Origin of the sequence: Acinetobacter sp. YH01006, from assembly GCF_013420445.1 — a bacterium.
In the GTDB taxonomy this organism is placed as follows: Bacteria; Pseudomonadota; Gammaproteobacteria; order Pseudomonadales; family Moraxellaceae; genus Acinetobacter; species Acinetobacter pseudolwoffii.
The window spans coordinates 129,681-153,546 of the sequence record NZ_VOYB01000002.1 but is presented as its reverse complement, the minus strand read 5'-3'; the positions used below and the strand labels follow the sequence as shown (position 1 = coordinate 153,546).

Genomic DNA, 23,866 nt, shown 5'->3' with positions numbered 1-23,866 from the left:
GGATTTTTGTGAAACATTTTTTTCTTATACTAACTTTTGGGTTGTTAATCACTACACTTTCAGGATGTGCAACATCTCGTGGACTTATCCAAGTTCCAACCCCTAATCAAGTTTCTACACAAGAGGTCAGTAATTCTAAAAAAGTGATTATTGCACTTGTTGAAGATGAAAGGTCTTTTCAAGATAAACCACCAACTGCTGATATCCCATCTTTAAAAGATGGTTTAGCAAAGGCTACGGCTGAAGAAAAAGCAAAAGCTGTAGCTCGAAAGCGTAACGGTTATGGAAAAGCTTTAGGTGATATTCTTTTAGAGAAAGAAACGGTTTCTGAATTATTAAAGAAACGTACAACTCTAGCACTTAAGAAATCAGGCTATGAAGTTCTTGAAGATAATGCTGCCAATCGGGCGAACGCAGACCTAGTTTTGAATATTAAAATTAATAAATTCTGGTCTTGGTTCCAGCCAGGATTTGCATCTATTAAAATCCATTCTGAAATTGATACCGATATCATCAATACGAAGAAATCGCCAGCTGAACCTATTCACGTTTACAGCAAAGTTGTTAGATCAGCACAGGTAGCCAATGGTACAAAATGGATTGAAAATATTGATAATGTTTTGAATGACTATGAAGCTAAATTAATTTCATCTTTGCCTAAAGTAACCCCCTAATAAATCATTTTAAATCCAAGTTATAGACTCTTAGAATAAAGCTCTTTTAGAAGAGCTTTATCATTTTATCTATCTGTTAGATTTACCAGCCTACATTCAACTTCACATAGGCTTTGTTGCACAAACCTATCTGTAAAGGCTTTTTCAGCAATATAATTTTCAAATGAAGAAGCTTACACAAAAAATCTACCACATAACCAATTGGTCAGCATATAACCGAGCACTCTTTAATCGTGGGAATATTGCCATTTGGTTCGATCCAAAAACACAATGGTATGCAGAACCGCAAGGCAAACAAGGTCGAAATAAAACTGGTGGTGTTTCAAAAAGTATGTTGGCGTTAAACAAATCCGTTATTAAGGTAAAAGAAAGTCAAATCAAAGGCTTTAAAATGATTTTCGAGCTTTTTAGAAAAGTTGCAACTTCTCCTAAATCCACGCCTGATTCGATGACGAATTCTGCAATTGTTACCTTCAATACCGACGGGGCTTTGTTGCATAAATATGTAAGCATCTGATTTAAATAAATTTAATTTTGGATCAAAAAATAATCAAAACTTTTAAAATCATATAGTTATGAAATCTTTGTGCAACAAAGCCTTTTTGAAAACAACGTAGTTTTGTTATTTTTTGTGAAAAACTTGACTCGGTGTTATAATTACGCACCTGATAATTGTCAATTTTTTAAATACTGATCATGATGATGCAACTCCACGTATCCCGCTTAAATCTAAGTTCGATTGATCAAGAGTTATCAGCTATACAACACATTCCTGCGATGCAACGCCGGCGCTTATCTCGTCTGGCAAAGCTGGCTTTGAATAGTGTCCTACAAGCTTTAGATGCCTGCAATGTCGATTCTATTGTTTGGGTATCGCAATATGGCGATGAAGCCAAAACGCTGAATATATTAGAAGATGTCTTGAGAAATCAAACGCCTTCACCGACACAGTTTTCAACCTCGGTTCATAATGCAATTTCAGGTTTGTACTCTATTTTATGTCAGGATGCGACAACTGCGACCAGTTTGGCAGGCTCGTGGAATGACGGGTTGATTGAAGCTTACGCGTGGTTAAAAACACAGCCCGAAGCCCGTCAGGTTTTGCTGGTGTATTATGATGATGCGCTACCTGAAATTTATATCGAGCATCATCCATTTTCTGCTTTTGCGATGGCAGCAATGATTTCATTAGCGCCTGCAAATTTGATACTTACGCCAAAGCATACGAATGCAACGCCAGCCTATCAGCAAGCTTTAGCATTTAACACGTTTTGGACTAATCCTGAGCAAACTGAATCTGAAGCGTGGACGAAATGCTGAAATTAAATCGAATCAAGCAAAAAGCCAACTATGCATGGCGCGTTGGAGTGACAGGATTTAGCTTTGCCAGCTTTGCCTTAGGCGGCGTGGCGATTGGTAGTTTGATTGCACCAATGGTCAAGTTGAGTTCACAAGACCCTGAAGTTCGCAAGCAACGCTCTCAAAAAGTCATTAAGCACAGTTTCAAAGGTTTTACCGAGATGATGGTAAAACTGGGCATTATGACCTATACGGTTGAAGGTTTAGATAAGCTACAGTACAGCCAACAAGAGCTGGTGATTGCCAACCATCCGACATTGATTGACGTGGTGGTTTTAATTGGTTTAATGGAAAAGGCGAATTGCGTTGTGAAACAGGCGCTGTGGTCTAATCCATTTACTAAAGGTCCTGTACAAAGCGCAGGCTATATTTTAAATGCAGGTTCCGAGCAGTTTATTCAGGACTGTGTACATAAATTACAACAAGACCATGCTGCCTCGTTGCTCATCTTTCCTGAAGGAACAAGAACGGCCAAAGGTGAGAAGTTGAATGAGTTTCAGCGTGGCGCAGCCAATATTGCACTAAGAGTAGGGGTGCCGATTCGCCCTGTGCTAATTAGCTGTACGCCCTCGACACTCACAAAAAACGAAAAATGGTATCACATTCCAGAACAGCCTTTTCATATCCATGTAAAAGTCTTGGATGCGATCCGTGTGGAAGACGTATTGGATGACGTAACGGTTAATCCAAAAAATGTACGTCAATTAAATCAACAATTACAGTGGTTTTTTAACCAAGAGTTATCCCTAAATGACTAATCTTGCTGATGAATTAAAGCAAATGATTATTGATGTCCTTGCCCTTGAAGACATCAGTATTGAAGACATTAATACAGATGCGCCTTTGTTTGGCGATGGTCTGGGTTTGGACTCGATTGATGCCCTTGAATTAGGCTTGGCATTGAAAAAACGTTATGGCATTCATTTGAATGCAGAGTCTGCAGAAACCAAAGAACATTTTAAATCAATTCAAAGCTTAGTGGCTTTGGTTGAAGCACAGAAAACAGTATAAGAGGTTGCTATGCTTGCACAAGAAACCGTGTTAGAAAAATTACGTGAATGGATGGAAGAGCTGTTTGAAATTGCGCCTGAAGATGTGCAATTAGAGTCAAACCTAGCTTCAGACCTCGATGTTGATAGTATTGATGCCATTGATTTGGTCGTAAAAATTAAAGAGTTAACAGGCAAACAAGTCAACCCTGAAGACTTTAAAAATGTGCGCACCGTAGAAGATGTGGTGGTCGTCATTCAAAACATGTCAGTTGCATGAACGACATCTTAAAAGGGGTAGCAGGGATCGGATTGATCCTCTATCCTTTTTTTGTTGCTTATGCTTTGGCACATGGACAGTATGTCTGGGTCAGTGCTGTATTGATTGCCCTGGGCATTTTACGTCTCTTGAGTAAGGGTAATGCCCTACTGTGGCCATTGACATGTTTTGCCATTTTATGTGGCGGGCTGAGTTTGATTTTAAAAGATCATGCGTGGCTTAAACTCTATCCTGTCTTTATGAGTCTTGGGGCGCTGTTTATTTTTGCCAGCACCTTGGTTCGACCGCCTTCAATGATTGAACGTTTTGCGCGTTTGGCAGAGCCTAATCTGCCCGAAGAAGGAGTAGAATGGACCCGTCAAGTGACCAAAGTTTGGTGTGGTTTTTTTTGCATCAATGCGGTCATTGCCCTGATCACTGTTTTCTTTGCACCGATGAAGATTTGGGTGCTGTATAACGGTTTGATCTCTTATGTCTTGATGGGTGGACTGTTACTGGGTGAGTTTGTGTTGCGTAAACGCCAGCAACGACTGCATCAGGTACAGAAATAACAGCATTTCCGTCAGGGCAACTGAAACAGTGGCCTCGAACTATAGCGATTAGAAATACGGTTTTTAAAAACAAATTTTATGTCTTGTCATTTTCAACACCATCTCCATTCATCGCGTTCCTTGTGTATTCAGGCGGACTCAAGTTTGGTTTCCTTTCACACTTTTTGGTTGGATGTAGCTGAGCAGGCTACGCAAATTCAGCAGTTGGAACAGCCAGTATGGGCGCTTTGGGAACAAGACAGTTATGAGTTTTTGGTATTGTTGTTTGCAGCCTTGCAAGCAGGTAAGCAAGTGCTGTTGCCGCCGCATCGGGTCAGTGACTTAGAAAAAGAATTGGCTGAACAGCAGATTTATTTTTTACAACGTTTGCCGTCGACAGCATCGTCAATCTTTGAGCTTCAATTTGATGCAGTCTTTCTCAATCAGGCACAGCTGTATTTCTATACTTCGGGTTCAACAGGGCAACCGAAAAAGATTCCGCGCACCTTGCAACAATTGTTCAATGAAGTCTGTGGTTTGGAAGCCAGTTTTGATTTGCCTGAGCAGGCAGTTGCGATTGCCACGGTGAGTCATCAACATATTTATGGTTTGTTGTTTAAGTTGTTGTGGCCCTTAGCCAGTGGACGTAGTTTCTACCAAAAACAACTGGCTTTCCCTGAAGATGTGGTCGATCTTCAAAAGAAAATTGCCCATTTGCAACTGCCCAATTACCTGATTTCAAGTCCTGCATTGTTGAAGCGCTGGACCACAGATGTAGTGTTGCAAGACTGCCATCGGGTCTATTCCTCTGGTGGAAAGTTGGATGCAGGCGTACGTCCTTTGCTGAACCGTCCCATTACCGAAGTGTTTGGTAGTTCTGAAACAGGCGGGATTGCTCACCGTCAGGCGGATGATGCACTATGGACACCCTTTGTCAATGTCGAAATTAACTGCGCCGAGCAGCAAGAGTTAGCCGTTAAAACCAACCATGCCTATAGCGAGGATTGGATTCTGACGGGAGATAAAGTGCAGGTTATGGATGCAGATAATCCCAAAAGTTCGTTTCAGTTGTTGGGGCGTTTGGACCGCATTGTCAAACTCGAAGAAAAGCGGTTAAGTCTCGATGCGATTGAAGCAAAAATCGCTGAATTGGTCGAAATACAACAATGTCATGTCCTAATTCACGAAAAAGAACATCGTCAGATTTTGGCGGTGGTAGCTGTGCTGACAGAGGATGCTAGGGCGCTACTCATTGAAAAGGGCAAAGCTTCCTTTACCGCAAAGCTGAAAAAACAATTACAACAGAAACTGGAAAGTATTGCGATTCCGCGGCAGTGGCGGTTCTTAACGCAAATGCCACAAAATGCACAATCGAAGCTGAACAAACAGTATTTAAAATCACTCTTTCTGCCGATGACCTTGCCTGTGGTATTGACACAGCAGTCTCAGGATATGCAGATCAGTTATGCTTTGGAGTTTGTGCCTGAGCTGGAATGCTTTAAAGGGCATTTTCCGAACTTCCCGATTTATCCGGGTGTAGGGCAAATTGGATTTATTCAACATTTTGCCAAACAAAATTGGGCAGATTTACTGTGGTGTAATGGTTTTGAGCAGTTAAAATTTCAGGGACTGATCCAGCCCTATCAAGCGGTGGAACTGGTGCTCAGCCGTAAAGCGCATAAGCTCAGCTTTGAGCTGAAAAATCATGACAAAATATTGGCATCAGGACGTTTGCTGTTTGCTGTCCCTACAGACGTTTAAGCCGAGAGATAAAAATGAAATACTGCTTTGTGATTCCTGTGTATAATCATCCACATTATTTGGCTGAGTTACTATCACATTTAAGCGCTTTTGAGTTACCGATCATTATGGTGAACGATGGCAGTAATGCTGCTTGTACGGCGGTGTTACATCAGCTCGCGCATGATTACCCAAGGGTCGATTTGGTTGAACATACCCATAATCAGGGTAAGGGACAAGCAGTGATCACAGGTCTTAAACATGCCTTTGAATGTGGTTATAGCCATGCTTTGCAACTGGATGCCGATGGACAACATGACTGGCCGGATGTGCAACGCTTTTTAGACACCTCTATCCAGCACCCCGAAGCCATGATTATTGGTCAGCCGATCTTTGATGCGACTGTTCCGAAAAAACGTCTCTATGGCCGTTATGCAACACATATTTGGGTGTGGATTAACAGTCTGTCTTTTGATATTAAAGACAGCATGTGTGGCTTTCGGGTTTATCCTTTGGCGCAGACGGTGAACATTCTAAACACAGCTAAGTTTCAACCGCGGATGGGCTTTGACTCGGAAATTTTGGTGCGTTTGAAATGGGAAAATGTACCGTTTATCAATCTGCCTACGCATGTGATTTACCCTGAAGGCGGCATTTCACATTTTGATGTTTGGCGTGACAATTTGGGCATGGCACGCGCGCATAGTCGCTTATTGGGTGGCATGCTGCTGCGGTTCCCCAAGCTGATTTATCAGAAAGTCAAAGGCTAAGGCGGTCAGAGAAGCATATGCAGAAATGGAGCGCCGTGAAAGAGCGGGGTGGGATGTTACCGCTGATGCTGATGCTGGGTTTCTACCGTTTAGGTGGGCGCTGGCTGTGCCGAGTCATCTTATACTTTGTGATTTTATGGTATTGGCTTTTTTCCAATACTGCGCGTCAGGCTTCCCTGTTGTACTTAAAAAAACTGCATCATTTTGCAGGTGCACAGTCGCCATTTCAGACTGAGCCACAGCTGTGGTACAGCTATACGCATTTGATGCAATTTGGCGAATGTATTTTAGATAAAATTGAGGGCTGGCTCGGGCATATTCCTGAGCAGAACTTAAAGCTACATGGTCATGCGCACTTTCGTTCGCACTATCAAAAAGGTGCGGTGATTGTGGTGTCACACTTTGGCAATATTGAATTGTTACGTGCCATCAAAGCAGAGCATCCGCAGAAAATTAATGTGTTGGTCTATCAAAAGCATGCCACCAAGTTCAATGCATTTTTGAAAAAACTGAATGAACATGCCGATGTCAATTTGGTTTCGGTGGACGAGTTAGGAATCGAAACAGCACTGATTTTGCAGGATAAATTGGATCAAGGTGAATGGGTGATTGTGGCAGCAGACCGCGTACCCGTGCAGTCAGATCGGGTACAATCGGTTGCTTTTTTAGGAGAGCAAGCGCTGTGGCCGCAAGGCGCTTGGATCTTGGCCAGCTTATTGAAAGCTCCTGTGTTGGCAGTGTTTTGCTATCGAGTTGATACACATTTTGAAGTGCATATTCATCAAGTGGCGGAGCAGTTGAACTGGCCGCGTAAAGAGCGTTTACAGGCCATGCAACAGACCACAAGACAGTATGTGCAACTGTTGGAACAGCATTGCATACGAGCGCCCTATCAATGGTTTAATTTTTACAATTTTTGGAATAAAGGATAAGTCTTGTGTTAATTGTTGGGGAAAGTCCGCTCAGTATTGAAGATGTTGTGGCTGTAGCGCGTAAAGAAAAACAGGTGGCATTGCCTGCATCTGCTGAATGGACAGCATTGATTCAACGCGGCGCAGATTTCCTCGATCAGCTGTTGCAAGACGAAGGCGTCATTTATGGGGTGACCACGGGTTATGGCGACTCGTGCTTAGTCGGAATTCCAGCCCACCAAGTGCATGAGCTGCCGCTGCATTTGTCGCGTTTTCATGGTTGTGGCATGGGGCAAAACTTAGACCTGATTACGGCGCGTGCTGTCGTGGTGGTGCGTTTATGTTCTTTGGCACGTGGCTATTCGGGTGTCTCTCATGCCTTATTGCAGCGTTTGGTCTGGATGCTGAATGAAGATGTGACGCCTGTGATTCCCTCGGAAGGTTCGGTTGGTGCCAGTGGGGATCTGACGCCTTTGTCTTATATCGCTGGGGCCTTGGTTGGTGAGCGCGATGTGTACTATCAAGGTCAGATCGTGCCGATTGCGCAAGTGTATGCCGAAAAAGGTGTGCAGCCTTTGGTGATGCGTCCTAAAGAAGGCTTAGCCCTGATGAATGGTACAGCGGTCATGACCGCGATTGCCTGCCTGAATTATAAAAAAGCCGAACAGATTTCTTTTGCCAGTACTTTGATTACTGCACTGAATGTTTTGGCTTTAGAAGGGAATCCAAGCCATTTTGATGAAGTGCTGTTTGCGCAAAAACCACATCGGGGACAGCAACATATTGCAGCGCAGTTACGCGACTGGTTAAACAGTGAAGTACAAACCGAACACCAAAGTTCACGCTTGCAAGACCGTTATTCATTGCGCTGTGCACCGCATGTGATCGGGGTGTTTGAAGACTCTAAACTGTGGCTGCGTCAGTTTATTGAAAATGAGCTGAACTCAAGTAATGACAATCCATTGATTGACCCAGTGAACCTACGGGTACTGCATGGCGGACATTTCTATGGCGGACATATTGCCCAAGCCATGGACAGCCTGAAAATTATGATTGCGAATATTGCTGACCTGATGGATCGTCAGTTGGCACAGTTGGTGGACTATAAAATGAACAATGGTTTACCGCGTAATTTAACTGGTTCAAGTCCTGAGCGGTTACCGCTGAATCATGGCTTTAAAGCGGTGCAAATCGGGGTTTCGGCATGGACGGCAGAAGCCTTGAAACAGACACTCGCTGCGTCGATTTTCTCACGTTCAACCGAATGTCATAATCAAGACAAAGTCAGCATGGGTACCATTGCCGCACGTGATGCTAGCCGTGTCATTACTCTGACCGAACAAGTGATTGCAGCACTCAGTTGTGCAGCAGTTCAAGCAGTTAAACTTAAAGGTGTAGATACAGAACTCAGCCCTGTTTTAACAGCATTTCAACACTGGGTGCTTCAGAGCTTCACCTACGTAGCGGAAGATCGTCCTTTGCAACAAGAGCTTCAAACGCTGGTCAATCGTTTTGAGCATTTAGAACTGTTAGACAGCATTGCTGTTCAATATTCATAGGAAATGAGCATGTATGCTGATGTAATTATTGAAGTGCCTTTTCATGACGTCGACACCATGCATGTGGTGTGGCATGGGCATTATTTAAAATATTTTGAAATTGCACGTTGCAAACTGTTAGATCAATTTCACTATAACTATAACCAAATGCGCGACTCGGGCTATGCATGGCCTGTCATTGAAAGCTATGTGCGCTATGTACAAGGCATCGAATTTGAACAGAAAATTCGTGTGCGCGCTGTTTTGAAAGAATGGGAAAATCGCTTGAAAATTGAATATCTGATTTTTGATGCGGTCACGGGTAGAAAGTTGACCAAGGGCTTTACTTCGCAAGTGGCAGTTCATATTGAAAAACGTGAAATGTGTTTTCAATCTCCACAGGTGTTGTTGGATTGTTTAAATGCATGGCCTGAGTTTAAGGCGGAGTAATGCAAGCATGATTCGATACAAATTCTCTAAGATGATTTTCGTTGCGTGTACAGCCAGTGTGATGACTTTGCTTGCTCCCACAGCGAATGCACAAAATACTGAATTGAAGCAGGTGTTTGCTCAGCTTGGTGCAACGCCTGTGGTGCGTGCCCAATTTGAGCAGCAGAAAAAACTGGCAGCATTGAATAAAACCTATGTGTCCAAAGGTACTGTGCTGTTCAGCAAAAACCAAGGCGTGCTGTGGCAGATTCAAAGTCCAGTCAAAGCCGATTTGGTGGTGACACCGCGTAAGTTGGTACAAAAGACGCAGCGTACGTCCAGTCAAATTGAAGTTGATAAGACTCCCTATGGCTCTGTAGCAACGATGTTTTTACAGTTGATGTCGGGCAATGAAGCGGCGCTCGCTAAAAACTTCAACGTGGTGTCTGCCAACTACAGCCCGACGCAGTGGAATGTCAGCTTAACGCCGAAAAGCAATCTATTTAAAAAGCTTTTTGTCCAAGTCGATGCGCACGGGCAGCGTTATGTGGACCGTATCACGATTTTGGAACAAGCCAATAACCGCACCATCATTCGTTTTAGCCAGCAAACGGCTCAACCTCAAACTTTAACGGCTGCGGAAAATGCGCTTTTCCAATTGGCAAAATAAATTTAGCGCCCTGTGGCTGTTGGTGCTGTGTGTCATTGCTTTGGCATTGGGCATGGCTTGGCTGAATAAAGGCATTAAGATTGAGACTAATATTTTTGCTTTGCTGCCTGAGGCCCATCAAGATGCACATTTGGAACAAGCACAGCAATATGTCAGTCAGCAGTTAAATGACAAAGTTTTTGTGGTGTTGGATGCCAAAACTGATCAGCAACTTGAACAGGCAACGCAAGCACTCAAGACTCAAGCCGACCAAAGTCAGCTGTTTTTACCTGTGCGTCCACAGCTTGATCCTGATCAATTTGCCCAAGCGCTGTATCAACACAAGGCCGGGCTATTATCTAAGACCGATCAGCAGATTGTGCAAGGGCAAGATGATGTTGCTTTGATGGAGCAGGGCTTATTGCAACTGATGAGTCCGGGCATGCCGATTACGGCTGAAATGCTCAAGCAAGATCCTTTGCTGTTGTTTCCGCGCTATGCAGTGGGGTTAGGTGCTTTACAAAGCAATGCCGATATCAATTTAGAGCAGGGCTTTGCCACAATTCGTGATGCGCAAGGCATCTCACGCCTGATGGTGCTTCAGCTCAATAACAGCCCTTATAATATTGCCTACCAAGAGCAGACCGCTGCGTTTATCCAAAATATCAATCAGCAGCTCAACCAGTTGCAAGTTAAACAGTACTGGACAGGTACGCTGCTGTTTGCACAGTTCGGCACTAACTCTGCCAAAGAGGAAATCTCCACCATTGGCGTGGGTTCGACCATCGGGATTTTGCTTCTAGTCTGGTTTGGCTTCCGTTCGATACGACCGATGCTGACGGAAATGGTTGCAGTCGGCACAGGCAGCTTAGTGGCCTTTGCGGTGACCTATTGGGTTTTTGGTGAAATTCACCTGATGACACTGGTCTTTGGCGCCAGTCTGATTGGGGTCTGTGTCGATTTTTCATTTTACTTTATGGCCATGCAGTCTCAGCACCGACAGATTGATGGATTTGCTGTTTTAAAACCATTATTGCCGAGTTTATTTGTGGGGCTAATGACCACGCTGTTGGCCTATGTGGTGCTGAGTTTTACCCCATTTCCGGGTTTTAAACAAATTGCAGTCTTTTCCATGGTTGGACTGAGTGTCGCATGGGTGACCAGTATTTTACTGCTACCACGTTTGCCTGCGCTGAATGCGGAACCTGCGATACGTGCACTGGGCTTTATTGGCAAAGCACGCAGTTATGTGCAGAGTCGAAATACACTGCGTTATGGCATGATTGCACTAATTGTACTGGTGACAGGCAGCAGCCTCGCCTTCCTGAAAAGCAATGATGACATCCGCAATTTGCAAAGTATGGATGCCACCTTAAAGCAGGGAGATCAATATATTCGTTCACGTTTTATGCAACAGCAAAGCAGCGAATATTTTGTGGTACAGGGCAGAACCCCAGTAGAGTTAGAACAGTATGAGCAGCAACTACTTGCAGAGCTTACGCCCTTGCAACAGGCTGGAAAGGTAGATGCTGTGCAGGCTTTAGGGCAGTGGATTCCCTCGCTTGAGCAGCAAAAACACAATATTGCGATGTTACAGGCGATTCCTCAATCCGCTTTGGTGAAATATGCGCAAGCACTGCAGCTCAATACAGCCGATGTTTTAAACTGGCAAGCCCATTTAAAAGACCAACCATTGCTGACCGAAGCCGTCTTTAAAGATCATCCTCTGCATTTTTTGCAGATGAGTCCGACACAACGTTTGGTGATGCTGCAAAATGTGCATGATGTACGCGCTGTGCAGCAGCTGGAAAATGAACATGTACAACTGTTACGCCCAGTGCATCAACTGTCTGAGCTATTTAAACAGCATCGTGTGCAAGCACAGTGGCTATTGCTGAGTGCTTTGCTGATTTTAGCCATTGGCTTAGGGGTACTTTATGGCAAAAAATCCATTCTGCCTTTGGTGTTGCCTGTCAGTATGGCCTTAATGACCACGTTTGCGATTCAAGCCTGGCTCGGTGTTGAGATTAATTTATTCAGCATTATGGGTACCTTCCTGATCATTGGAATTGGAGTGGACTATGCGATTTTCTACCGCCACGGACATGATCACCCGCAGGTGGTGGGTATGGCTTTGTTCCTGTGCATGATGTCGACGTTCTTTAGTTTTGGTTTGCTGTCCTTTAGTCATACTTATGCTATTCACAGTTTTGGCTTAACGGTGTTGCTGGGCGTTATTTTTTCATTTATTTATGCCACACTTTTTACATCCTCCGATGCAAAACATGGGGTGGTTCAACAATATCAGCCAAAGAGTACAGTGCAATGAGCACCATGCAACAGACAGATGTTTTAATTATTGGGGCGGGACCATCAGGTAGCTCTGCCGCGGCTTTGCTGCGTCAAAAAGGCCATCAGGTCACAGTCATCGAAAAGCAGTATTTTCCACGCTTTTCCATCGGTGAGTCTTTATTGCCGCAGTGTATGGTGTTTTTAGAAGAAGCGGGTTTGTTGGAGACAGTGCGTGCCCATGCCGATGAATATGCCTTTCAGTTTAAAAATGGCGCGGCTTTTTTAAGAGGTACGCAGCGCAGTTTTTATGACTTTACCCAAAAGTTTAGTGAAGGCCCGGGGACCACATGGCAGGTACGACGCGCCAACTTTGACCAACTTTTGGCACAGCAAGCCGAAAAAATGGGCGCGGACATCCGTTTTGGCCATGAAGTTTTGACGGTCGATGTTGCATCTACACAGCCGATTTTGACGGTCAAAGATGCGCAAGGCGACAGCTATCAAATTCAAGGCAAGTTCCTCTTGGATGCCAGCGGTTTTGGCCGCATTTTGCCAAAGTTTCTCGACTTAGAAAGCCCGTCGGACTTTCCTGTACGCCGTGCAGTCTTTACCCATATTGAAGATGGTTTGTTGGATGACCCTGAGTTTGACCGTGAGAAAATTTTAATTACCGTGCATGAAAAAGACCACCGTGCGTGGTATTGGCTGATTCCCTTTGCCGATGGGCGCTCTTCATTTGGTATTGTGGCGGAGCAGGATTTCTTTGAAAAATACGGTTATGACGGCAGTCCGGACTATGACTTAGAAGCCTTGCAGAAACGTATTTTGGCCGATGATGCCAGCTTGTCGCATGTGCTGCGTCACGCCAAACATGATACTCCTGTACGTACTTTGGTGGGCTACTCTGCCGATGTGAAACACTTGGCATCTGAAAACTATGCACTGCTGGGCAATGCTGGCGAGTTCTTGGACCCTGTCTTTTCTTCAGGGGTCACCATTGCCTTAAAATCTTCCAGTCTAGCAGTGCCATTGGTCGAGCAAGTGTTGCAAGGTCAGACGGTAGACTGGATGGGGCAATATGAAAAGCCGCTCCGTAAAGGCATTCAAGTGTTCCGTGCCTATGTCGAATCATGGTATTCAGGTGAGTTTCAGGATGTGATATTTTCGACTCAGCAGGATGAAAAAATTCGCCTTATGATTGCATCTTTACTGGCAGGTTATGCATGGGATACGAGCAACCCGATTCATCGCAATGCCAAGCAACGTTTGAGCACTTTGGCCGAATATTGCCGAGAAGAACAACCTGAAAAAGAGTCGCTGACCGATGAAACTTAAGCTGCGTTTAAAGACCGTCAGTTGGGTTTTAGCCAGTGCGCTGCTCTGTAGTGCCTGCCAAAGCTGGATCCCCAAAGCGCAAGGGCTGGCGACTCCGCAGTGGGCTGCGCAGAATTACCAGCGCCAAGACCAAATTGAAGTACAGTGGAAAACCCAGAGTTTCAGTTTTTTACTGTACCAGCAGCAACGAGGGCAGTCGCTTGATATGCTGGTGCTCAGCCTCACCGGACAGCAGTTGTTTAAGCTCAGTTTTGATGGCCAAAAGGTAGACGTTGAACAGCGGATTGATCCAATGAAACGGTTGCCTTTTGATTATGTGGTGCGCGATATTCTGTATGCAACTTATCCAAATTTTGCTGCATTACATGCTGCTCAAAATGCTGTCGTACAGAAAGACGATACCATTTATATGCAGCAGCAGCCCGTGTTGAAAATTCAGCAAAATGAGGGGGCAATTGAGCTAGATAATCTGCAAGTGCCTTATCAGATGGTGATCAGCGCGGTGAGCAATACGTTGGAAGATGATCAAGGTGACCATCATGACTAAAAATCTACAGCATGTTTCAGCCGTTGGTATTCAGTTCAGTGCGGCGCTGTCGGCTTTGGGACACAATACTGCTGAGCTTCAACATGCCTTAACCAACACCAAAAATACCTTATCCCAACGAGAGGATCTGATCGCGGGGCGTACAGTATGGGTCGGTGCATCGGATCAAGCCTTGCTTCAAGCAGTGCCTGAAAGCTTGAGTGGTGCAGATTCACGGAATCTACGCTTTGCCCTGACGGCTTTGGCGCACATTGAAACTGAAATTCATGCTTATACAGCACAGTTTGCTAAACAACGTCTTGCTGTGATTATCGGCACGTCAACCTCAGGCATCGCGGATAATGAGCCTGTTTTAAAAGTCCAGTTTCAACAGTCTGTACCGCAGTTTGTACAGCACCAAAAGCAAGAAATGGGCAGTTTAGCGAAAGCCTTACAACAGTATTTGGGCTGGGAAGGGCCTGCCTATACCATTTCTACCGCTTGTTCCTCGGCAGCTAAAGCGCTGGCGGCGGGGCAACGTCTGCTCAATGCCGATTTGGCCGATGCTGTCTTAGTGGGTGGAGTCGATACCCTCTGCAAGCTGACCTTAAATGGTTTTGATAGTTTAGAAAGCTTATCGAGCGGAATTTGTCAGCCCTGTGGTGCCAACCGTGACGGTATCAATATTGGTGAAGCCGCAGGACTGTTTTTACTCTCTAAAGCGCCTGCCCCTGTGATGTTACTGTCGAGCGGCGAGTCAATGGATGCATGGCATATTTCAGCACCACATCCAGAAGGGAAAGGGGCTGCGGAGGCGATGCAAAAAGCTTTAGACGCTGCACAGCTGCAAGCAAGCGATATTGGATATTTGAACTTACATGGAACTTCTACACCGCAAAATGATGCGATGGAAATTAAGGCGGTACAGACCGTTTTCTCAGATGCAGCTGTGGCCTTGAGCAGCACCAAACATAAAACGGGACATTGTCTAGGGGCAGCGGGTGCAATCGAAGCCTTTATTTGCCAGCAGGTTTTATTAGATCAATCCTGGTTGCCGCTGCATCATGCAGGTGAATTGGATGAAACTTTGGCTAAGCAAAATTATGTGCTTACACCGCATTTGAATACACCGATTCGCTATGCGATGAGTAATTCTTTTGCTTTCGGTGGCAGCAATATCAGTTTAATTTTCGGGACGGCTTTGCCATGATGGATGCAGTACAGTTTATTCCACATGAAAAACCAATGGTTTTCGTGAGCCATTTGATTGAAGCCAATGATGAATTTGCTATTGCAGAACTTCACATCACACCTGATTTGATGTTTTGTGAGCCAGAAGGCTTGCCCACATGGAGCAGCATTGAGTTGATGGCGCAGACCATTAGTGCCTATGCCGGTTATAAAGGACAAACTCAGGGCTTGCCACCGAAAATTGGCTTTTTATTGGGAACGCGTAAAATGCAGTTGCCTTGTGCTTATTTTAGTTTGGGCACAACCGTACGTATTCGAGTAGAACAAAGTTATCTGCACGAAGGTCTGGGGCAGTTTAATTGTGAAATTGAATATCAAGAACATCGGTTCAGCGCCATGTTGAGCGTATTTGAGCCTGAAAATATGAATGAAATCATTGGAAAATTAGTGTGAACAGAAGAGTTTTAGTCACGGGTTCGAGTCGTGGAATAGGTAAAGCGATTGCTTTGGAGTTGGCAAAGGCAGGCTTTGATGTCACGGTCCATGCTCGTTCAAGACAGTCTGAGGCCGAAGCGGTGACTCAGGAAATTCAAGCGCTTGGACAGGCCAGCCATGTACTGATGTTCGATGTGAATGAGCGTGAAAATATTGCCGCTATTTTAGAGCAAGATATAGCACAGCATGGTGCTTATTACGGCGCTGTGTTGAATGCAGGATTAACCCGTGATGGTGCTTTCCCCGCACTGACTGATGAAGACTGGGATGACGTGGTCTCGACCTCTCTGAACGGTTTTTATAATGTGCTGAAACCCTTGATGATGCCGATGATTCGCTTGAAAAAGGGCGGACGTATTGTGACCTTGTCTTCAGTGTCTGGAATCATGGGTAATCGTGGTCAGGTGAACTATAGTGCTGCCAAAGCAGGCTTGATTGGTGCGACCAAAGCATTGGCACTGGAATTGGCCAAACGCAAAATCACGGTGAATTGTGTGGCTCCGGGCTTGATTGAAACAGAAATGGTCACCGAAGAAGTGAAAGAACACGCCTTGAAAATGATCCCGATGCAACGCATGGGGCAGGTGGAAGAAGTCGCCAAAGCGGTGAAGTTTTTATGCAGTGATGATGCCAGTTATATCACCCGCCAAGTGATTTCAGTCAATGGAGGCTTGATCTAATGAAACGTGTTGTTGTGACAGGCATGTCTGGGATTACCTCTTTGGGGGAAACCGCAGAGCAAATTTTTGAGCAGTTTGCACAAGGGAAAAGCGGTATTCGCTATATGCCTGACTGGGAAATTTATCCTGATTTACGCAGTAAATTGGCTGGTCCAGTAGAGTCATTTACTGTACCGAAGCACTTTAACCGTAAGGTGACCCGTGGCATGGGGCGTGTTGCTTTAATGTCTGCTGTATGTGCTGAAAAAGCATTGGAAGATGCAGGTTTACTACATGCGGATATCTTAAAAAGTGGCGATGCAGGCGTGGCTTTTGGTTCCTCTGCAGGTAGTGTCGATGCCGTACGTGAGTTTGGCGCCATGCTGATTGAGCACAATATGAGCCAACTCAATGCCACGACCTACATTCGTATGATGTCGCATACCAGTGCAGTCAATATGACCGTGTATTTCGGCCTAAAAGGTTTAACGCTGCCGACCTCAAGTGCCTGTACTTCGGGTTCCATGGCAATTGGTCAGGCTTATGAAGCGATCAAATATGGTAAACAAACCGTGATGATTGCAGGTGGGGCAGAAGAGCTCAGTGCAGCAGGTTCAGCCGTGTTCGATGTGCTGTTGGCGACCAGTGTGCAAAATGACCATCCAGAGACAACCCCGCGTCCGTTTGATGCAAACCGGGATGGTTTGGTGGTCGGTGAAGGCGCAGGTTGTTTGATTTTAGAAGAATATGAACATGCTCAAGCACGCGGGGCGACCATTTATGCCGAGATCGTTGGTTATGGCAGTAATACCGATGGTCAGCATGTAACTCGACCTGATTCTGAAATGATGGGACGTTGTATGCAGTTGGCACTGAAAGATGCACAGCTTACTGCCGCGGATATTGATTATGTCAATGCACATGGTACTTCGACCGATCAGGGGGATATTGCCGAATCACAAGCCACTGCACGGATCTTGGGTAAAAAACCGATTAGCTCATTAAAAAGTTATTTTGGGCATACGCTGGGGGCGTGCGGCGCCATTGAGGCATGGCTGAGCATTGAAATGATGCGACGCAATCAGTTGGTGCCTACGCTGAATTTAGATCAGATTGACAGCGCTTGTGGTGATCTGGATTATATTGTTTCAGACATGCGTTCAGCAGAAACGCAAATGATGATGAGCAACAATTTTGCTTTTGGGGGGATTAATACCTCCTTGATTTTTAAACGTGTCTAATAAGATAAGGGTAGAACAATGTTATTCAAAAAAATCTGTGCAGTCGCTGTGTTGTCTTTAGGTGCGATTGCATCAGCTCAAGCTGCAGACAGAATGTATGATTTTAAGTTTCAAGAAGCTGTAAACCGTGCTGTTGCAGATGGGGTACTCGATGGTTCAGTGAAGTTTTATTTGGCTGGAACCAAGTCGGGCGGCAAGGTGATTGAAAAGGGCTTAGTGACCAATAAAAAGACCAATGGTTTTGCCAAATCTGCGGAAACTTCATGTGATCATGTACTTCGTTCAGCATTGATTCAATTCCAAAATACTGCCAAAGCCAATGGTGCAAATGCTGTGACTAATCTGGTGAGTTTCTATAAGTCGAATGAAACACGGAGTACCACCACCTACCAATGCGCGAAAGGCACAGCTATGGCGGGTGTGGCGTTGAAAGGGGATTTGGTAAAATTCTAATGTGATCTAGTGGGCTGGGTCTTTCTATAAACAAGAGAAAGACCTTATCTGACTGGATAGGTCGCTGCGGTGTGGAACTGGAACCTCTGGCCAATGCTTTAAAAGAGGTGGTGCTGCAACAGCATGTGCTTGCATGCAGTTGAAACACCGGTCACCATCATTCGGATGGGTGTGAATGATAAAAAAACGAAGAAAGGTTATGTTTGGGCTTATGCAACAACCCAATATAATCTAATTCAAGTCGCGATTTATGACTTTTAGGATAGCCGTTCTGGCCAGCATGCTGAAGAGTTCCTGAATGGCTGGCAGGGCCATCTGGTCTGTGATGATTACAGTGGTTATAAAGCACGCTTTAAATCAGGCCAGGTCATTGAGACGGGCTGCATGGCCCATGCGCGTCGTAAATTCCATGAACTGCATGTGACTGGGAAAAGTCAGGTCGCTGAACAGGCATTAGTGCTGATTCAGAAACTGTATGCGATAGAAGCCGAACTCAGGAAAAAGACCGATGGTACAGCAGAACAGCGCAGCGAATATCGACAACAGCACAGTCAAGCGGTGATGCAACAACTGTATGAATGGCTCAACCAACATTATCTGACGGTGCCATCGAGTTCTCCCACCGCTAAGGCGATCAATTACACTTTGAAGCGTTGGCCAGCTTTAAGCCGCTATCTGGATGATGGCAATTTGCCTATAGACAATAATTGGATTGAGGTGCGACACGAAGTCGCTTAATGAAGTTATTCCCCCTGCGGGAACCACCCGTGTCACCGGGTGAATCTAGATGGCTGAATAAAGAGTGCCTTCGACAATGTAACGAGGCACCGCAAGGTGCGGGGTATCAATCGTGAGAGGCATACCCTTCTGGCAGCCATAGCCGGACAAGGGCTAGATAATCGGTATGGTGAACACATGTGAATCTGCGTAACGATCGTTAAGTTGAACGAGCGGAAACACCACCCAAAAATTAGGTAAAATGATACTTTCGCAAGAGGTCTAATGATTTGCTCATCTGCACAGGAGATCTCATCGACAGAGGTACTGAAAATTTAGAATGTCTTTCATTACTCGATCAAAAATGGTTTTTGACTGTGCGCGGTAATCATGAAGAAATGTGTATTCGAGGACAGCATGATCCTAAAATGAAAGATATGCATGCAATGAATGGGGGAGCATGGTTTTATAGACAATTTCAAAAGACACGACAGCGAATTATTGATTAGTTAGCAAAGTTACCATTGGTGATTGAAGTTGAGCTGAAAAATAAAAAGGTAGGTATTGTTCATGCTGATATTGATATTCATGATTGGAATGCCTTTAAGCACGATATTGCACAAGGTGACTACAAGATTTTAGGTGTCAGTTCTGCTTATACGAACGCGCTGTGGGGGAGAGGACGAATTCGTCAGCATTCCGCTCACTATGATGTTGTCGAAAATATTGATGAAATATATTTAGGTCATACCATTGTAAAAGAGCATACTCAAATCGATAATTGCCATTATATTGATGTTGGTTCCTTTTTTACCAAAAAACTTTGTATTGTAAAAATCCAATGAATCTGACGATGTGGTAGGGGAGTTTGGTGGTGAAAAAAGTTCGATTGATCAAAAAATAAACACTTGAATCATGTATCCTAGCTTGTATCCTGTAATTTTTTAATATTAATTAGTGTAATAAAAACAATAGGGTAGGAGAGTGTTGTTGTCCGTCTGGGCCCACCAAATTTTATATTTATATAGCTTTATATAAGATCTAAACCCTTAACTCTAAAAGAGTTAAGGGTTTTTGTATGTCTTAAGAATACTCAGGTAGACTCGTAGAAAAACACCCTATTCGTATCCTTGTTTGTATCATAAATTTAAAATATAACTCAGGATACAGGAGCCTAGTTTAATCTAGGAAAATCATAATTTTATTGCTAAATCTAAATTGCTCACAGATACCCAATTTGCAGTGTTAAAACCTAAAGAATTAGAGTATAGGGTTTCGGATATTATGGGTTTGTATTTAAAAGTCGTTGTAACAGGTAAAAATCATGGCAGTTGCGGTTTAAGAATACACTTGGTAAATGGACATAGCTTGGGACTTATCCAGTAATCTCAGTCAGAGAAGCATGTTCAATGGCCATTAAGTATTAAAATGGTGAACTCATTTTAAAAACTAAAAATGAGAAGTTATTGAAAGCTCAACAAAAAGAGAACCTATTGTTTGGTAATTTACTGATTAAATGGATGAAGACAAAGCAAGCTGTATGAACTGATAAAACTTATAAGAAAGAGTATCAGTCGATAGAAAAGCATATATTGCCAGTATTTTGTTATCGTCTATTCAAAGACATACCTGCTTCGGAGTGGAAAGGATTTTTCCAATAAAAACAATTAAATGAGCAGATATTCAATCGATTTGAAAAACTAATTTCGTATTGTCGTAATGCTTATGATTTTACCATTGACGATAATTTAACTATTACACTTAAATAAAAATTAGGCAATATTTGCATCAACTTATAAAAAAGAGGTCTGGCTTCAATAGATGAGTTTTATGAGCCATTCTTGAGGATTTTTTATCTAGAAGAATTTTACCTCAGGAAAAAAGTTTATATTTATGAATGGACTGTGATGCACTTCAAAAAAATATCAGGAAATAAGATGAAAAGTAGATGAAATGCATTTTACAACTGAGAAAATTATGCTAATAAATAAGAGATGATTTTTTAGTCAGAAATCATGATGTTTCAGGAAGGAATATCTTAAGAAGCGTATTAAAAAAATGATTAAACAGGAGTTTCAAGATGCTTCAGCTATTAAGAAAATTATTTTGCTTGCATATCTATGAGTACGAGCAAATGCAGGAAATCGGGGAACACAGGGAGTGTCGTAAGTGTGGGATCAATAAGGACTGATGTTTTACAAAAAAAAGTGAGCGAGGGCTCACTTTTTTTATGCTTATACTTGGCTAATTTCCGTTAAAATTAGAGTGAAATTCCAAGCTGATGATCGGGCATATGAGCAAAAATTTTCATGCAGATACCTATATCGTAGACAGCAATCTGGCAGATACGCTGCATTGGCTTAGTCTGCATCAAGACAGTTATGAGTCTTTTAGCTATGATGCAATCACTCAGGAGTTGGTGGTGCATCATGCCAATGGAATGGATCAAATCAGAGTTGGAGATTATCTGAATGCCCGCTATGGCATACTGATTACTGCACATAACTTTTCAGCGACTTAATTCACTCCTATTGTTTAGCCTGCCATCGCATCGGTCGCCAATGCACGTACACTTGGTTTAGGCTGCTCTGCAACCAGACCTAATTTCTCAAATAGCTGCTGGTCACGACCTTGGGCAGTATTTGGGGTGGTCAAAAGTTTTTCACCCGAGAAAATGGAATTGGCACCGGCCATAAATGCCAGAGCCTGATCTGAATCGGTTAACGATTCACGGCCCGCAGAGAGGCGGATGTAGCTTTTTGGCATCAAGAGGCGCGCCACTGCAATGGTACGAATCCATTCAATGACATCCAGTTTTTCTACATCTGCCATTGGTGTGCCTTCAATTGGAACCAGCATATTGATCGGTACAGATTCAGGGTGAATGACCAGCGTGGCAAGTTCATATAATAAACCAATCCGGTCATTACGGCTTTCGCCCAGTCCGACAATACCGCCACTACATACTTTTAAACCGGCTTGACGCACATGATCCAAAGTATCGAGACGGTCATCAAAGCTTCGGGTACTGATGATATGTGAATAATATTCACGAGAAGTATCCAGATTGTGGTTGTAATAATCCAGACCGGCATCTTTCAAACGTTCTGCTTGGGATGCATTCAACATGCCCAGTGTCATACAGGTTTCCAGACCGAGTGCTTTAACTTCCTGCACCATTTCCAGAACATAAGGCATATCGCGCTCATGCGGGTTACGCCATGCAGCGCCCATACAGAAACGAGAGCTTCCAGAAGCCAGTGCCTGTTTAGCCTCCTGAATGACTTTATCGACCGCGATACGTTTTTCAGCTTCTAGCTTGGAATCATAATGCGCAGATTGTGAACAGTATTTGCAGTCTTCAGGGCATTTGCCTGTTTTGATCGAGAGGAGGGTGCTGACCTGAACTGTATTGGCATTGAAGTGCTCACGATGAACCTGTTGCGCCTGAAACAATAAATCCATTAAAGGCTGCTGATACAGTGCCTGTATTTCTTCACGTGACCAATCATTGCGTACTGCATTACTCGTGTTCATATATCTGTCCTTGTTTGTGCTTATTTATCATTCACCTCATCTTAATAAAAATGTGTGTCTGCCTCACTAGCAAAATATGACCTTCTATAACAAACAAAGCCCACACGGGGTGGACTTTGTCATTATACCTGAAATTTTTTATTCACGATGACCCCCATGAATATTCTGATTTTGCAGATCGTCACGATGCTGCTTGTTCAGCACTCGTTCATCCTGCTCATGCTGATTGTTCTTAGGAGAATCGATTGGCCCATGTTGGGGCTGCTGCTGTTGTTGCTTCTGCTGTTTAAGCTGATCTAGCTGTTCGTGCTGTTGCTGTTTTTTATCTTGCTCTTGCATCTTCAATCCCTCTCGTCATTTTTTCATCTCTTTCTTTATGACATAAAGTGATCAAATATTGTGTAAGCCTTATAAGAGATCGAGTGAGCCGAAGTAATAAATTGAAAATTTATGCTGTTTTGGTCAACTGTTCCTGAATCGCCCAATCAATATGCACCTGCACAATTTCGTCATGTAATGCCCGTTGATGTTGTAAAGCGTAAACAATCTTTTCATCAAAAGGTGCATTGCCCAGACCAATTGCGATATTGCGCATGAAGCTTTGATAACCTGTACGGCGCATTGGACTGCCTTCGGTCGCACTTAAAAAGGTGGTTTCATCCCATTGCCATAAATCTAGCAAGCTGACCTGATCCAGACCATGTCGTGGATGAAAATCTTCTACCGGGGTGATTTGGGCAAAACTGTTCCAAGGACAAATTAGCTGGCAATCGTCACAACCAAAAACCCGGTTACCAATTCCGCGGCGCAAATCTTCTGGAATAATACCTTTATATTCAATGGTTAAGTAAGCTATACATCGCCGTGCATCCAGCATATAGGGCTCGACAATGGCCTGAGTTGGACAGATGTCGATACAGGCCGTACAGGAACCACAATGTTTACTGGCAGGCGCATCAAAAGGGAGGTCCAGAGAAGTAAATAGCTCTCCAAGCACAAAGAAAGAACCAGACTTTTTATGAATCAGCAGGGTATGTTTACCTGTCCAGCCCATGCCAGCACTTTCAGCCAGTGATTTTTCAAAAATGGGTGCAGAATCGGCAAAAGGGCGTGATTCAAAATCGCCAACTTTTTCTCGGATTTTTGTCGCCAAGGTTTTTAGCCGACCGCGCATGATCTTGTGATAATCCCGGCCACGGGCATAACGCGCAATAATCGCGGAATTGGGTGCATACGGAACGTAACGTGGCTTTGGAGTCTCGACCAGATAATCCATACGCACGCAGATAATGCTGCGCGTGCCGGGGACAAGTAAGGCAGGATTGGCACGTTTTTCCAGATTATCTTCCAGAAATTTCATGTCGCCATGATAGCCACGATCCAGATATTCCTGTAAGCGCGCTAATTCTGCTTGAGCATCTGGTTTGGCAATGACACAATCAGAAAACCCCAATTCTAGCGCCTGCGCTTTAATCCAGGCTTTTAGCTCGGCTGGATCTTGTTGATAGACTTGAATTTGTGCGTAAGAATCGGGAGTTGTCATAAACCAAA

General features: G+C 44.0%; 24 protein-coding genes and 4 pseudogenes. 24 read left to right on the top strand and 4 right to left on the bottom strand.

All coding sequences use genetic code 11. The features are described from left to right. The first annotated feature begins 8 nt into the window (after positions 1-8). Both FTT73_RS02315 and FTT73_RS02310 read left to right on the top strand, forming a co-directional pair. Positions 9-674, top strand: coding sequence for a flagellar biosynthesis protein (locus FTT73_RS02315; RefSeq protein ID WP_180190950.1), 666 nt, complete (start codon positions 9-11; stop codon positions 672-674). Between the two features lie 163 nt (positions 675-837). Beyond that, positions 838-987: pseudogene (locus FTT73_RS02310) on the top strand (IS5/IS1182 family transposase); the annotation flags it as partial. 27 nt (positions 988-1,014) lie between these two features. Here FTT73_RS02310 and FTT73_RS02305 read toward each other — a convergent pair. Then, positions 1,015-1,161 (bottom strand): annotated as a pseudogene (locus FTT73_RS02305) (IS1 family transposase); the annotation flags it as partial. Between the two features lie 212 nt (positions 1,162-1,373). Between FTT73_RS02305 and FTT73_RS02300 the strand changes: the two are divergent. From FTT73_RS02300 to FTT73_RS02195, 22 genes and pseudogenes are all read left to right on the top strand, one after another. After that, positions 1,374-1,994: a beta-ketoacyl synthase chain length factor gene (locus FTT73_RS02300; protein ID WP_180190993.1), complete on the top strand. Its 621-nt coding sequence runs from the start codon at positions 1,374-1,376 to the stop codon at positions 1,992-1,994. Then, positions 1,988-2,791 carry a 1-acyl-sn-glycerol-3-phosphate acyltransferase gene (locus FTT73_RS02295; protein ID WP_180190949.1) on the top strand — a complete coding sequence of 268 codons (804 nt, stop codon included), beginning with the start codon at positions 1,988-1,990 and terminating at the stop codon, positions 2,789-2,791. The genes FTT73_RS02300 and FTT73_RS02295 overlap by 7 nt, the downstream gene beginning before the upstream one ends. After that, positions 2,784-3,044, top strand: a complete 261-nt coding sequence (locus FTT73_RS02290; protein ID WP_180190948.1) for a phosphopantetheine-binding protein — start codon at positions 2,784-2,786, stop codon at positions 3,042-3,044. The genes FTT73_RS02295 and FTT73_RS02290 overlap by 8 nt, the downstream gene beginning before the upstream one ends. A 9-nt stretch (positions 3,045-3,053) precedes the next feature. Then, on the top strand, positions 3,054-3,302 hold the full coding sequence (locus FTT73_RS02285; protein WP_058868645.1) for an acyl carrier protein: 249 nt from the start codon (positions 3,054-3,056) through the stop codon (positions 3,300-3,302). After that, positions 3,299-3,853 carry a septation protein IspZ gene (locus FTT73_RS02280; RefSeq protein WP_180190947.1) on the top strand — a complete coding sequence of 185 codons (555 nt, stop codon included), beginning with the start codon at positions 3,299-3,301 and terminating at the stop codon, positions 3,851-3,853. The genes FTT73_RS02285 and FTT73_RS02280 overlap by 4 nt, the downstream gene beginning before the upstream one ends. A gap of 78 nt (positions 3,854-3,931) precedes the next feature. Then, the gene (locus tag FTT73_RS02275; RefSeq protein ID WP_180190946.1) at positions 3,932-5,593 is read left to right on the top strand and encodes an AMP-binding protein; all 1,662 of its coding nucleotides are present in this window, start codon (positions 3,932-3,934) and stop codon (positions 5,591-5,593) included. A gap of 14 nt (positions 5,594-5,607) precedes the next feature. Beyond that, a complete protein-coding gene (locus FTT73_RS02270; RefSeq protein WP_180190945.1) occupies positions 5,608-6,342 on the top strand; it encodes a glycosyltransferase family 2 protein in 735 nt (244 codons plus the stop codon). Between the two features lie 17 nt (positions 6,343-6,359). Continuing rightward, positions 6,360-7,274: an acyltransferase gene (locus FTT73_RS02265; RefSeq protein WP_078426096.1), complete on the top strand. Its 915-nt coding sequence runs from the start codon at positions 6,360-6,362 to the stop codon at positions 7,272-7,274. A 5-nt stretch (positions 7,275-7,279) separates the two neighbouring features. Continuing rightward, positions 7,280-8,812, top strand: coding sequence for an aromatic amino acid ammonia-lyase (gene hutH, locus FTT73_RS02260; protein ID WP_180190944.1), 1,533 nt, complete (start codon positions 7,280-7,282; stop codon positions 8,810-8,812). A 9-nt stretch (positions 8,813-8,821) separates the two neighbouring features. Beyond that, positions 8,822-9,241: a thioesterase family protein gene (locus FTT73_RS02255; RefSeq protein ID WP_180190943.1), complete on the top strand. Its 420-nt coding sequence runs from the start codon at positions 8,822-8,824 to the stop codon at positions 9,239-9,241. Between the two features lie 61 nt (positions 9,242-9,302). Then, complete coding sequence (locus tag FTT73_RS02250) at positions 9,303-9,890, top strand: outer membrane lipoprotein carrier protein LolA (RefSeq protein ID WP_257232850.1); 588 nt, start codon at positions 9,303-9,305, stop codon at positions 9,888-9,890. Continuing rightward, positions 9,865-12,198 carry an MMPL family transporter gene (locus tag FTT73_RS02245; protein WP_180190941.1) on the top strand — a complete coding sequence of 778 codons (2,334 nt, stop codon included), beginning with the start codon at positions 9,865-9,867 and terminating at the stop codon, positions 12,196-12,198. Before FTT73_RS02250 ends, FTT73_RS02245 begins: the two co-directional genes overlap by 26 nt. After that, complete coding sequence (locus FTT73_RS02240) at positions 12,195-13,496, top strand: NAD(P)/FAD-dependent oxidoreductase (RefSeq protein ID WP_180190940.1); 1,302 nt, start codon at positions 12,195-12,197, stop codon at positions 13,494-13,496. The genes FTT73_RS02245 and FTT73_RS02240 overlap by 4 nt, the downstream gene beginning before the upstream one ends. Next, positions 13,486-14,043 carry a DUF3261 domain-containing protein gene (locus tag FTT73_RS02235; protein WP_180190939.1) on the top strand — a complete coding sequence of 186 codons (558 nt, stop codon included), beginning with the start codon at positions 13,486-13,488 and terminating at the stop codon, positions 14,041-14,043. Before FTT73_RS02240 ends, FTT73_RS02235 begins: the two co-directional genes overlap by 11 nt. Beyond that, positions 14,036-15,232, top strand: coding sequence for a beta-ketoacyl-[acyl-carrier-protein] synthase family protein (locus FTT73_RS02230; RefSeq protein ID WP_159153437.1), 1,197 nt, complete (start codon positions 14,036-14,038; stop codon positions 15,230-15,232). The genes FTT73_RS02235 and FTT73_RS02230 overlap by 8 nt, the downstream gene beginning before the upstream one ends. Continuing rightward, positions 15,229-15,666 (top strand): 3-hydroxylacyl-ACP dehydratase, encoded by a 438-nt coding sequence (locus FTT73_RS02225; protein WP_159153436.1) that lies wholly within the window; start codon positions 15,229-15,231, stop codon positions 15,664-15,666. The genes FTT73_RS02230 and FTT73_RS02225 overlap by 4 nt, the downstream gene beginning before the upstream one ends. Further along, a complete protein-coding gene (locus tag FTT73_RS02220) occupies positions 15,663-16,388 on the top strand; it encodes a 3-ketoacyl-ACP reductase FabG2 (protein WP_159153435.1) in 726 nt (241 codons plus the stop codon). Before FTT73_RS02225 ends, FTT73_RS02220 begins: the two co-directional genes overlap by 4 nt. Further along, entirely contained in the window at positions 16,388-17,608 is a 1,221-nt protein-coding gene (locus FTT73_RS02215; RefSeq protein WP_180190938.1) for a beta-ketoacyl-ACP synthase, read from the top strand. The genes FTT73_RS02220 and FTT73_RS02215 overlap by 1 nt, the downstream gene beginning before the upstream one ends. An 18-nt stretch (positions 17,609-17,626) precedes the next feature. Beyond that, positions 17,627-18,061 carry an excinuclease gene (locus FTT73_RS02210; RefSeq protein WP_180190937.1) on the top strand — a complete coding sequence of 145 codons (435 nt, stop codon included), beginning with the start codon at positions 17,627-17,629 and terminating at the stop codon, positions 18,059-18,061. A gap of 35 nt (positions 18,062-18,096) precedes the next feature. After that, positions 18,097-18,778 (top strand): annotated as a pseudogene (locus tag FTT73_RS02205) (IS66 family transposase); the annotation flags it as partial. A 287-nt stretch (positions 18,779-19,065) separates the two neighbouring features. Further along, a pseudogene (locus FTT73_RS02200) lies at positions 19,066-19,623 on the top strand (metallophosphoesterase); the annotation flags it as partial. Positions 19,624-21,071: 1,448 nt separating this feature from the next. After that, positions 21,072-21,299 carry a hypothetical protein gene (locus FTT73_RS02195; RefSeq protein WP_074383544.1) on the top strand — a complete coding sequence of 76 codons (228 nt, stop codon included), beginning with the start codon at positions 21,072-21,074 and terminating at the stop codon, positions 21,297-21,299. Positions 21,300-21,313: 14 nt separating this feature from the next. Here the strand turns inward: FTT73_RS02195 and bioB are convergent, their stop codons facing one another. From bioB to queG, 3 genes are all read right to left on the bottom strand, one after another. Next, entirely contained in the window at positions 21,314-22,315 is a 1,002-nt protein-coding gene (gene bioB / locus FTT73_RS02190; RefSeq protein ID WP_180190936.1) for a biotin synthase BioB, read from the bottom strand. Between the two features lie 138 nt (positions 22,316-22,453). Next, positions 22,454-22,654: a hypothetical protein gene (locus FTT73_RS02185; RefSeq protein WP_005097383.1), complete on the bottom strand. Its 201-nt coding sequence runs from the start codon at positions 22,652-22,654 to the stop codon at positions 22,454-22,456. A 109-nt stretch (positions 22,655-22,763) separates the two neighbouring features. Further along, entirely contained in the window at positions 22,764-23,858 is a 1,095-nt protein-coding gene (queG, locus tag FTT73_RS02180; RefSeq protein ID WP_005097382.1) for a tRNA epoxyqueuosine(34) reductase QueG, read from the bottom strand. Between the last annotated feature and the right edge of the window lie 8 nt (positions 23,859-23,866).